Consider the following 10,932-nt stretch of genomic DNA (forward strand, 5'->3'; position numbering starts at 1 on the left):
GTTTTGGTTCTCATTATCATCTAATAATAAATCTCATTATCGGATGAGCCCAGGATCATGAGTTCTGCCTTGCACGAGCAGCCGTATCTCGAAAGCTGGCGCTGGATGAGTCGCCAGATCCGTTGCGCGATGGATCCCGATGAACCTCGCCTGATTGAACACTACCTGACCGAAGGCCGGTATCTGGCCTGCTGCACGGCGACCTCGCCCTGGATGGTTGCTGAAACCTCTTTCCGCCTGCTGCTCGACACGGCCACCGACATCGCGCTGCCGTGGCATTGGCGCAGCCTGTGTCTCGATCAAGCCTGGCGGCCCTTGCGTGAAATGGAGCGCCTCTCGCTTTGCAAGTGCCGGCTCAAACGCTGGCAAAGCTACACCTGGCAATTGGCGATCTGCGAGCTGCTTCCCTCGATTCCCCTCATAGAACTGGTGCAAGGATTTTCAGATGACCAAGACACGTATTGAGCGCGACAGCATGGGCGAACTGCAGGTGCCGGTGGACGCTCTCTACGGCGCGCAGACCCAGCGCGCCGTGGATAACTTCCCGATCAGCGGCAAGCCGATGCCGACCCAGTTCATTCGCGCTTTGATTCTGGCGAAAGCCGCTGCCGCCCGGGCCAACGTTGAACTCAACCAGATCAGTGCCGCGCAAGGCAAAGCCATCAGCGATGCCGCCCAAGGGTTGCTGGAGGGCGACTTCATGCGGCATTTCCCGGTGGACATTTTCCAGACCGGTTCCGGCACCAGCTCCAACATGAACGCCAACGAGGTGATCGCCACGCTGGCCAGTCGTCTGCTCGAGGAGCCAGTAAACGCCAATGATCATGTGAACTGCGGGCAAAGCAGCAACGACATTATTCCAACCACTATCCACGTCAGCGCCGCGCTTGCCCTGCACGAACAACTGCTGCCGGCACTGCTGCACCTGGTGCAAGTGATCGAACGCAAGGCCGAGCAAGTCCATCACCACGTCAAGACTGGCCGCACCCACTTGATGGATGCCATGCCGGTGCGCATGAGCCAGGCGTTGAACGGTTGGGCGCAGCAGCTCAAGGCTAATATCGGTCACCTGCAGGACTTGTTGCCAAGCCTGCAATCCCTGGCACAGGGTGGCACAGCGGTCGGTACCGGGATCAATGCGCATCCGGAATTTGCTGCGCGGTTCAGCCGCCAGCTCAGCCAGTTGACCAATGTCCAGTTCACCCCTGGCAAGAATCTGTTCGCCCTGATCGGCTCGCAGGACACTGCCGTGGCCGTGTCGGGCCAGCTCAAGGCCACCGCCGTATCGCTGATGAAAATCGCCAACGACCTGCGCTGGATGAACTCCGGCCCGCTCGCCGGCCTCGGTGAAATCGAATTGGAAGGCCTGCAACCGGGATCGTCGATCATGCCGGGCAAGGTCAATCCGGTGATTCCGGAAGCCACTGCCATGGTGGCCGCGCAAGTGATCGGCAACGATTCGGTGATCACCATCGCCGGGCAGTCGGGCAATTTCGAACTGAACGTGATGCTGCCGATCATCGCCCAGAACCTGTTGAGCAGCATCGAGTTGCTGGCCAACTCCAGCCGTCTGCTGGCTGACAAGGCCATCGCCAGCTTCAGGGTCAACGAGTCGCGCCTCAAGGAAGCGCTGTCGCGCAACCCGATTCTGGTGACTGCGCTCAACCCGATCATCGGTTACCAGAAAGCTGCCGAAATCGCCAAGCAGGCCTACAAACAGGGCCGTCCGGTGATCGACGTTGCGCTGGAGCACACCGACCTGTCGCGCAGCCAGCTGGAAGAGTTGCTCAATCCCGAGAAGCTCACCGCCGGCGGCGTGTAAGCACCGCAACCGCTTTGGAGGTTCACCATGGAGCACTGGAAACGCACGATCGAACGGGCCAATCGCTGCTTCATGCTTGGCGAGCTGATCGATGCCCGCGAGGCCTACCTGCAAGCATTGGCCCTGGCGCAGGTGTTGTTCGAGCGCTGGGCCGATGCCGACGAAGCGGTGGCGGCCTGTGTCATCTCCCATCACAACCTGGCGGATCTGCATCTGCGCCTGAATCAGCCGGAGGAGAGCGCCGAGTACCTGTGCGCGATCCATCAACGGCTGTTGCAGACCATGCAGGACGAGCGCATGCGCCCGGCGCTGCGTGAAGCGGCCCTGCGCCAGAGCAGCAAGACCTACGTCGAGCTGCTCAATTTCATCAGCGAACACGGCGAATACCCGCGCACCCAGCGTTTGCTGCATCCGGATACCGGCAATGCGCGGCGCGCGCCTGCCCCACATCACCATGGAGTCCACTGAAATGGCTTTTACCCTGCCAGCTTTGCCTTACGCCTACGACGCACTGGAGCCGCACATCGATGCGCAAACCATGGAGATCCACTACACCAAGCATCACCAGACCTACATCAACAATCTGAACGCTGCGGTCGAGGGCACCGAATTCGCGGAATGGCCGGTGGAAAAACTGGTCGCCAGCGTTCAGCAACTCCCGGAAAAACTTCGCGCGGCGGTGATCAACCAGGGCGGCGGTCACGCCAACCATTCGCTGTTCTGGGAAGTGATGGTGCCTGGCGGTGGCGGCAAGCCGGACGGCGCGCTGGCCAAGGCGATCGATGAGCAACTGGGTGGCCTCGACAGCTTCAAGGAAGCCTTCACCAAAGCCGCGCTGACCCGCTTCGGCAGTGGCTGGGCGTGGCTCAGCGTGACGCCGGACAAGAAACTGGTAGTGGAAAGCAGCGGCAATCAGGACAGCCCGCTGATGAACGGCAACACGCCGATTCTCGGGCTCGACGTGTGGGAACACGCTTACTACCTCCGTTATCAGAACCGTCGGCCGGAATACATCAGCGCGTTCTACAACGTGATCAACTGGCCACAAGTCGCTGCGCGTTATCAGGCCGCGCTGGTTTGAGTCTCCTATAAAAACAATCCAAGGCTGACTATGGGCACTGAAACACTGGCGATCGGAAGTGGGCGCATGTTTCGTTACGCAATCGGATCGCTGCTGCTGTTGGCGGGTATGACTTTGCTGATCGCCCACGGACTGGAATGGCTGAACCTGGAGCCGAGGTTGTCGCGGGCTCTACAGGGCGGGGCGATTTGCGCCCTCGGCACCGCACTCGGGGCTGTTCCGGTGCTGGTGATTCGCAACATGCCTCAGGCATTGGGGGATACGCTGTTGGGTTTTGGCGCTGGCGTGATGCTGGCAGCGACCGCGTTTTCGCTGATCGTGCCGGGAATCGCCGCGGCCGAAGGTCTGGGGTTGAGCCCTTGGGGCGCCAGCGGCCTGATCTGCTTTGGCATCATGCTCGGGGCGTTTGGCCTTTATCTGGTTGATCGCCGGGTCTCGGGCGCCTCGCCGGAAATGCTCATCGGCACAGTCGAGCATCCGGTGATTCCGCCGCGGATCTGGTTGTTCGTGTTCGCCATCATTGCCCATAACATCCCGGAAGGCATGGCGGTCGGTGTCTCGGCGGGTGGTGGCATGTCGGACGCAGACAGTCTGGCCATGGGCATTGCCTTGCAGGATGTGCCGGAAGGGCTGGTGATTGCACTGGTACTGGCAGGTGCCGGGATGTCGCGGGTCAAGGCATTCTTGATTGGCGCAGCGTCAGGTCTGGTCGAGCCGGTGTTCGCGCTGCTCTGTGCCTGGCTGGTCAGTCTTGCCGAGTTGTTGCTGCCCTTGGGCTTGGCGTTGGCGGCGGGTGCCATGCTGCTGGTGGTGACTCACGAGGTCATCCCGGAGTCGCGACGCAATGGTCACGAGAAGCTTGCAAGCCTGGGATTGTTGATCGGTTTCTGTCTGATGATGGTGATGGATACGGCGTTGGGCTGAGCCGGGAAGAGGAAGTGAGCTCCCTCGCCTGAAACGGTTTCAACCACCTTCGTCGAAATAGTTGTTGATCAGGGTCACCAGCGCGTCCATGGCTTCCTGTTCCTGGTGGCCGTCGGTACTCAGGTGGATTTTGGTGCCCTTGCCCGCAGCGAGCATCATCATTGCCATGATGCTTTTACCGTCGACCGTGGTTTCCGGGGTGCGGCCCACTCGGATCGTGCAATCGGGAAACTGTCCCGCCACTCCGACGAATTTTGCCGATGCGCGGGCGTGCAGGCCCAGCTTGTTGATGATTTCGATTTCACGAGCAGGCATCGCGGTGTGAATCCTTTAGCTGAGGTCGCGGTGGCGGACCTGGACGTTCTTCAGGGTCTTCTGCAGCGCCTGGCCCAGACGTTCGGTCAGGTAAACGGAACGGTGATGCCCGCCGGTGCAGCCGATGGCAATGGTGACGTAAGCGCGGTTGCTCGCCGCAAAGCGCGGCAACCATTTGTACAGATACGTGTAAATGTCCTGGTACATCTCCTCGACCTCAGGCTGGGCCGCCAGATATTCGGCAACCGGCTGGTCGAGACCGGATTGCGCGCGCAGCTCCGGTTTCCAGTACGGGTTCGGCAGGCAGCGTACATCGAACACCAGATCCGCATCCACCGGCATGCCGCGTTTGAAACCGAACGACTCCACCAGAAACGCAGTGCCAGGTTCCGGCTGGTTCAACAGACGCAGTTTGATGGTGTCGCGTAGCTGGTACAGGTTGAGATGGGTGGTGTTGATTTTCAGGTCGGCGAGATCGGCAATGGGGCCGAGCAGGGCGCTTTCATCCTGAATGGCCTCTGCCAGCGAACGATTGGCGTTGCTCAGTGGGTGGCGGCGGCGAGTTTCGGAGAAACGCTTGAGCAGGGTTTCTTCGTCGGCATCCAGGTACAGGACATCGCATTGAATATGCTTGGCGCGTACGTCCTCGAGCAATTCCGGAAATCGGCTCAGATGGCTCGGCAGATTGCGTGCGTCGATCGATACCGCCACCAGTGGCTGCGCCAGTTCGGTGTGAATCAGGGCACGTTCGGCCAGCTCCGGCAGCAGGCCGGCCGGCAGGTTATCAATGCAGTAGTAACCGTTGTCCTCAAGGACATCCAGGGCGGTACTTTTACCCGAGCCGGAACGGCCGCTGACAATGATCAAGCGCATGATTACGGCCTGTTCTGCTCTTCCAGTACAACCTGGTACAGGGCTTCGTTGCTTGGCGCGCTGCGCAGTCGATCGCGCACGTCCTTGCGGTCGAGCATGCTGGCGATCTGGCGTAACAGCTCCAGGTGCGCATCGGTGGCGGCTTCGGGCACCAGCAGGACGAACAGCAGGTCCACAGGCGCGCCGTCGATAGCGTCGAAATCGATAGGGGCATCAAGGTGCATCAGCGCACTGATCGGCGCTTCGCAGCCCTTGAGGCGGCAGTGGGGAATCGCGATGCCGTTGCCAAAACCGGTGGAACCCAGTTTTTCACGGGCAATCAATGCCTCGAAGACATCTTGCATCTCCAGATCCGGAACTTCCCGGGCGATCAGGTTGGCAATTTGTTCGAGGGCTTTCTTTTTACTGCCGCCCGGCACGTTCACCAGGGAACGGCCGGGGGTCAGGATACTTTCAAGTCGGATCATGGGGTTGGGGGTTATCGACCGGTAGCGCCCTGAAGCAGGCTCTGGGTCTTTTCCTTATGCTTTTTGAGTTGTTTATCAAGCTTGTCGGTCAACGCGTCGATCGCAGCGTACATATCGGTATGTTCCGCGTTTGCGACGACCTCATTGCCGGGAATATGCAGCGTGGCTTCGATTTTCTGCTTCAGCTTTTCGACGCACATCGTGACCTGTACGTTGGTGATCTTGTCGAAATGCCCTTCGAGCTTCTTGAGCTTGAGCTCGATGTACTCGCGCAGAGGCTGGGTAACTTCCAGTTGGTGTCCACTGATGTTGACTTGCATACAGCTTCTCCTTCGTTGCCAGTGCATAAAGCGGCAGGCCGAAAAGCCTGCCACTGGAACGCTGTAACGTGGCTTACATCAACCGCTTGCGTTCGCTCGAAGGCGCGATCCCGAGGGATTCGCGGTACTTGGCGACGGTGCGGCGAGCCACCTGAATGCCTTGTGCCTCCAGTAAACCAGCGATCTTGCTGTCACTCAACGGCTTTTTCTGATTTTCCGCGGCAACCAGTTTCTTGATGATCGCGCGGATCGCCGTGGACGAGCATTCACCGCCTTCTGAAGTGCTCACATGGCTGGAGAAAAAGTATTTCAGTTCATATATGCCTCGCGGGGTATGCATGAACTTTTGCGTGGTCACGCGGGAAATCGTCGACTCGTGCATGCCCACCGCTTCAGCGATGTCATGCAGGACCAGCGGCTTCATCGCTTCGTCGCCGTATTCCAGAAAGCCGCGCTGGTGCTCGACGATCTGGGTCGCTACTTTCATCAGGGTTTCGTTGCGGCTCTGCAGGCTCTTGATGAACCAGCGGGCTTCCTGCAACTGATTGCGCATGAAGGTGTTGTCGGCGCTGGTGTCGGCGCGGCGCACGAAACCGGCGTACTGGGCGTTGACCCGCAGGCGCGGCACCGATTCCTGGTTCAGCTCGACCAGCCAGCGCTCGTTGTCCTTGCGTACGATGACGTCAGGTACCACGTATTCGGCTTCGGTGGATTCGATCTGAGAGCCGGGGCGCGGGTTGAGGCTCTGCACCAGTTCGATGACTTGGCGCAGTTCGTCTTCCTTGAGCTTCATGCGGCGCATCAGCTGGCTGTAGTCGCGGCTGCCGAGCAGGTCGATGTAATCGGTGACCAGACGCTTGGCCTCTGCCAGCCAAGGGGTCTTGGCCGACAGCTGGCGCAATTGCAGCAACAGGCATTCGCCCAGGTTGCGTGCGCCGATGCCGGCCGGTTCGAACTGCTGGATGCGGTGCAGGACGGCTTCGATTTCGTCCAGCTCGATGTCGAGTTCCGGATCGAAGGCGTCGAGAATTTCTTCGAGGGTTTCGTCGAGGTAACCCTGATTGTTGATGCAATCGATCAGGGTGACAGCGATCAGGCGATCGGTGTCGGACATCGGGGCAAGGTTCAACTGCCACAGCAGGTGACTTTGCAGGCTCTCGCCGGCGGAGGTGCGGGTGGTGAAGTCCCACTCGTCATCATCGCTGCTCGGCAGGCTGCTGGCGCTGGTCTGATAGACGTCTTCCCAAGCGGTGTCGACGGGCAGTTCGTTGGGGATGCGCTCGTTCCATTCGCCGTCTTCGAGGTTGTCGACTGTCGGCGCGGTCTCCTGATAGGAAGGTTCCTGGATCTCGGTGTTGGGCTTCTGTTCGGCGTTGTCGGCCATGGGATCGGAGTTGTCGAAGTCGTCGCCGTCTTCCTGGCGTTCGAGCATCGGATTGGATTCCAGAGCCTCCTGGATTTCCTGTTGCAGATCCAGGGTCGACAATTGGAGCAGGCGGATGGCCTGTTGCAGCTGCGGTGTCATCGTCAGCTGCTGGCCCATTCTCAAGACTAGCGATGGTTTCATGGCAGGGGCTTAACACCTTATTCGCCGGCGCTATGCGCCATCCACTACAGGGCGCCGAAGCGCCAAACTTAAGCAAATTATATGCCTGAAACTGTCGTGTTTGCCTAGAGCGCTGTAACAATAAAAGCGTATAAAAAGGCGCTTCAATGTTACAGCACCCGGACGGCTGGTCGAATGCTGTCACGCTTACAGGCGGAACTCGTGACCCAGATAGACTTCCTTCACCAGATTGTTGGCGAGGATGGTTTCTGAGTCGCCTTCGGCGATCAACTGGCCGTCGTTGACGATGTAGGCGGTTTCGCAGATATCCAGCGTCTCGCGGACGTTGTGGTCGGTGATCAGTACGCCGATCCCCTTGGCCTTGAGGTGATGGATGATCTGCTTGATGTCGCCGACCGAGATCGGGTCGACACCGGCGAACGGTTCGTCGAGCAGGATGAATTTCGGTGCCGTGGCCAACGCTCGGGCGATTTCCACGCGGCGGCGCTCACCACCGGACAGGCTCATGCCGAGGTTGTCGCGGATGTGGCTGATGTGGAATTCCTGCAGCAGGCTTTCCAGCTCCTTGCGACGACCTGCCTTGTCGAGTTCCTGACGGGTCTCGAGGATGGCCATGATGTTGTCGGCCACCGACAGTTTGCGGAAGATCGACGCTTCTTGCGGCAGATAGCCGATACCGGCCTTCGCACGGCCATGCATCGGCTGGTGGCTGACGTCCAGGTCGTCGATCAGTACGCGACCTTGATCGGCCTGAACCAGGCCGACGATCATGTAGAAGCAGGTGGTCTTGCCTGCACCGTTCGGACCGAGCAGGCCGACGATCTGGCCGCTGTCGATCGACAGGCTGACGTCACGCACGACCTGGCGGCTTTTATAGGCCTTGGCCAGGTGCTGAGCTTTCAGGGTTGCCATTACTGGGTCTTCTCGTCGGTTTTCTTCTTCGGCTGGATCACCATGTCGATGCGCGGACGCGCTTCGGTGACCTTGCTGCCGGTGGCGCGACCGGCACTGGCCAGTTTCTTCACCGTGTCATAGACGATTTTTTCGCCTTGAGTGACGTTGTTGTCCTTGTCGACGACCTTGGCCTTGTCGATCAGCACAACGCGGTTCTGCTGCGCGTGGTACTGAATGGTCACGCCGTAGCCCTGGACCGGCTTGGCGTCGCCCTGGGTCTGCAATTGCTCGAAGTAGGCCAGGTTGCCCACCGAGGTCACGACATCGATATCGCCATTGGGCGCACGGGTCATGGTCACGGTATTGCCTTTGACGATCATCGAGCCCTGGGTAATGATCACGTCGCCCTTGTAGGTCGCGATGCCATTCTTGTCATCGAGCTGAGCATCGTCAGCCTGGATGCGGATCGGTTGCTGACTATCGTTCGGCAGAGCCCAGGCGCTCACGCTTCCCAGTGCTGCGCCCAGACTGAGCAAAATAGGGAGGGTTTTAACGAGCCTCATACTGTCCTCTTACGTTCGATAGCAGGTGTATCCTGCTTTCCTTCAAATACGCTTTCATTCCCACGCCAGTCGATACACCGCCAGCGCCGTCGATTCTAACGGGTTGCTGGGTCTGCGCATATTGCTGCTGCGGGAACACCGTCATGCGAGTGGAGGTGATCAAGGTGTCGCGGTTCTTTTCGTCGGTGCGCTTGACGCGTACCGAGTCGATCAACTCGACCTCGGTGCCACCGGAGTTCACTTCACCGCGTTCACTGGTCACGTGCCATGGGAAATCGGTGCCGCGGAACATGTTCAGATCGGGCTTGGTGACCAGTGTAATGTCGGTCACCTTGACGTGCTCTGCCTTCTCGGACGTCATTTCGTACTGCACTTTGCCGTCTTCAAGGTACTGGATCGTGTGAGTATTGGTCGCATACCAGTCGATCGGGCTCTCCGCCGCCGAGACGGGGGGCTTGTCGAGAAAGCGCTCAGGGCTGATGTTCCAGTAGCCCACCGCACCGAAAATCGCTGCGATGCAACCGAACAGCAGGATGTTGCGAAACTTTTTGCTAAACATGGTTGGACTCACAGGTACGCGTTGTTGGCGGCGTCGAGGCTGCCTTGGGCGCGCAGGATCAGTTCGCAGAATTCGCGGGCGGCACCTTCGCCGCCACGGGCCTGGGTGACGCCATGAGCGTGTTCGCGCACGAAGGCAGCGGCGTTGGCTACGGCCATGCCCAGCCCCACACGGCGGATCACCGGCAGGTCGGGCAGGTCATCACCAAGGTAAGCCACTTGTTCATAGCTTAGGCCCAGTTGCTGCAGAAGACCGTCGAGAACCACCAGTTTGTCTTCGCGGCCCTGAAACAGGTGCGGGATCCCCAGGTTTTTTGCCCGACGCTCGACCACCGGGGTCTTGCGACCGCTGATGATGGCGGTCTGAACGCCGGCGTTCATCAGCATCTTGATGCCCTGGCCATCGAGCGTATTGAAAGTCTTGAACTCGCTGCCGTCTTCAAGGAAGTACAGGCGCCCGTCGGTGAGAACACCGTCGACGTCGAATACCGCCAGTTTGATGGCTTTGCCGCGTTGCAGCAGATCGGTGCTCATTTACATCACTCCTGCGCGCAGCAGGTCGGAGAGGTTGAAGGCGCCGATCGGGCGATCCTCCTCATCCACGACAACCAGCGCGTTGATTCGGTGGTCTTCCATGATTTTCAGCGCTTCGGCGGCGAGCATCTCGGCGCGGGCGGTCTTGCCGTGCACGGTCATCACCTGGTCGATGGTAGCGCTGTGGATATCGATGCTGCGATCCAGGGTGCGACGCAGGTCGCCGTCAGTGAAGATTCCGGCCAGTTTGCCGTCCGCTTCAAGAATGACGGTCATGCCCAGACCCTTGCGAGTCATTTCCATCAGCGCGTCCTTGAGCAGGGTGCCGCGCTGTACCTGCGGCAGTTCCTGGCCGGCGTGCATGACATTTTCCACTTTCAGCAGCAGGCGTCGGCCCAGTGCGCCGCCCGGGTGGGAAAAGGCGAAGTCTTCGGCGGTGAAACCGCGCGCTTCCAGCAGCGCCACGGCCAGGGCGTCGCCCATGACCAGCGCGGCGGTGGTCGAGGAGGTCGGTGCCAGGTTCAGCGGGCAGGCTTCGTGTTCGACGTGAACGTTGAGGTTGACCTCGGCGGCCTTGGCCAGCGGCGATTGCGGGTTGCCGGTGACGCTGATCAGCTGGATGCCCAGGCGTTTGATCAGTGGCAGCAGGGTGACGATTTCGTTGGTGGAGCCGGAGTTCGACAGGGCCAGTATCACGTCGTCACGGGTGATCATGCCCATGTCGCCGTGGCTCGCCTCGGCCGGGTGTACGAAGAACGCCGGGGTGCCGGTGCTGGCCAGGGTCGCGGCAATCTTGTTGCCGATGTGCCCGGACTTGCCCATGCCGACCACGACAACACGGCCCTTGCTGGCCAGAATCATCTCGCAAGCGCGTACGAAATCGGCGTCGATATGGGGCAACAAGCCTTGTACGGCTTCCACTTCGAGGCGGATAGTGCGTTGTGCCGATTGAATCAGGTCGCTGGTTTGGCTCATGTCAGAAATCGTATAGCCCGATGAAAAGGTGGCGATTAT

At 59.8% G+C, this 10,932-nt stretch carries 15 protein-coding genes; 5 read left to right on the plus strand and 10 right to left on the minus strand.

All coding sequences use genetic code 11. The annotated features are described in order from the left end of the window. Positions 1-57 precede the first annotated feature (57 nt). The 5 genes from QRN46_RS17915 to QRN46_RS17935 are packed head-to-tail and all read left to right on the plus strand — an operon-like array spanning position 58 to position 3,827. On the plus strand, positions 58-465 hold the full coding sequence (locus tag QRN46_RS17915) for a FagA protein (protein ID WP_285356301.1): 408 nt from the start codon (positions 58-60) through the stop codon (positions 463-465). After that, the gene (locus QRN46_RS17920) at positions 446-1,822 is read left to right on the plus strand and encodes a class II fumarate hydratase (RefSeq protein ID WP_285356302.1); all 1,377 of its coding nucleotides are present in this window, start codon (positions 446-448) and stop codon (positions 1,820-1,822) included. The genes QRN46_RS17915 and QRN46_RS17920 overlap by 20 nt, the downstream gene beginning before the upstream one ends. Before the next feature lie 27 nt (positions 1,823-1,849). Continuing rightward, entirely contained in the window at positions 1,850-2,290 is a 441-nt protein-coding gene (locus QRN46_RS17925; RefSeq protein ID WP_011332467.1) for a DUF2753 family protein, read from the plus strand. 1 nt (position 2,291) lies between these two features. Further along, entirely contained in the window at positions 2,292-2,903 is a 612-nt protein-coding gene (locus tag QRN46_RS17930; RefSeq protein WP_011332468.1) for a superoxide dismutase, read from the plus strand. Between the two features lie 30 nt (positions 2,904-2,933). Next, entirely contained in the window at positions 2,934-3,827 is an 894-nt protein-coding gene (locus tag QRN46_RS17935; protein WP_221615047.1) for a ZIP family metal transporter, read from the plus strand. A 39-nt stretch (positions 3,828-3,866) separates the two neighbouring features. Here the strand turns inward: QRN46_RS17935 and QRN46_RS17940 are convergent, their stop codons facing one another. From QRN46_RS17940 to QRN46_RS17985, 10 genes are all read right to left on the minus strand, one after another. Next, a complete protein-coding gene (locus QRN46_RS17940; RefSeq protein ID WP_007953585.1) occupies positions 3,867-4,142 on the minus strand; it encodes an HPr family phosphocarrier protein in 276 nt (91 codons plus the stop codon). A 15-nt stretch (positions 4,143-4,157) separates the two neighbouring features. Beyond that, positions 4,158-5,015 carry an RNase adapter RapZ gene (rapZ, locus tag QRN46_RS17945; protein ID WP_011332470.1) on the minus strand — a complete coding sequence of 286 codons (858 nt, stop codon included), beginning with the start codon at positions 5,013-5,015 and terminating at the stop codon, positions 4,158-4,160. Positions 5,016-5,017: 2 nt separating this feature from the next. Next, positions 5,018-5,482: a PTS IIA-like nitrogen regulatory protein PtsN gene (gene ptsN, locus QRN46_RS17950; protein ID WP_007953580.1), complete on the minus strand. Its 465-nt coding sequence runs from the start codon at positions 5,480-5,482 to the stop codon at positions 5,018-5,020. An 11-nt stretch (positions 5,483-5,493) separates the two neighbouring features. Next, positions 5,494-5,802 carry a ribosome hibernation-promoting factor, HPF/YfiA family gene (hpf, locus tag QRN46_RS17955; protein WP_011332471.1) on the minus strand — a complete coding sequence of 103 codons (309 nt, stop codon included), beginning with the start codon at positions 5,800-5,802 and terminating at the stop codon, positions 5,494-5,496. Between the two features lie 73 nt (positions 5,803-5,875). Beyond that, positions 5,876-7,369: an RNA polymerase factor sigma-54 gene (locus QRN46_RS17960; protein WP_011332472.1), complete on the minus strand. Its 1,494-nt coding sequence runs from the start codon at positions 7,367-7,369 to the stop codon at positions 5,876-5,878. A 186-nt stretch (positions 7,370-7,555) separates the two neighbouring features. Beyond that, positions 7,556-8,281, minus strand: coding sequence for an LPS export ABC transporter ATP-binding protein (lptB, locus tag QRN46_RS17965; RefSeq protein WP_011332473.1), 726 nt, complete (start codon positions 8,279-8,281; stop codon positions 7,556-7,558). Further along, entirely contained in the window at positions 8,281-8,826 is a 546-nt protein-coding gene (gene lptA, locus QRN46_RS17970; protein ID WP_011332474.1) for a lipopolysaccharide transport periplasmic protein LptA, read from the minus strand. Before lptA ends, lptB begins: the two co-directional genes overlap by 1 nt. Further along, the gene (lptC, locus tag QRN46_RS17975; protein WP_011332475.1) at positions 8,813-9,385 is read right to left on the minus strand and encodes an LPS export ABC transporter periplasmic protein LptC; all 573 of its coding nucleotides are present in this window, start codon (positions 9,383-9,385) and stop codon (positions 8,813-8,815) included. The genes lptA and lptC overlap by 14 nt, the downstream gene beginning before the upstream one ends. An 8-nt stretch (positions 9,386-9,393) precedes the next feature. Beyond that, the gene (locus tag QRN46_RS17980) at positions 9,394-9,918 is read right to left on the minus strand and encodes a KdsC family phosphatase (protein ID WP_201819041.1); all 525 of its coding nucleotides are present in this window, start codon (positions 9,916-9,918) and stop codon (positions 9,394-9,396) included. Then, positions 9,919-10,893 carry a KpsF/GutQ family sugar-phosphate isomerase gene (locus QRN46_RS17985; protein ID WP_011332477.1) on the minus strand — a complete coding sequence of 325 codons (975 nt, stop codon included), beginning with the start codon at positions 10,891-10,893 and terminating at the stop codon, positions 9,919-9,921. Between the last annotated feature and the right edge of the window lie 39 nt (positions 10,894-10,932).

Source organism: Pseudomonas sp. lyk4-R2A-10, from assembly GCF_030209075.1.
In the GTDB taxonomy this organism is placed as follows: Bacteria; Pseudomonadota; Gammaproteobacteria; order Pseudomonadales; family Pseudomonadaceae; genus Aquipseudomonas; species Aquipseudomonas glycinae.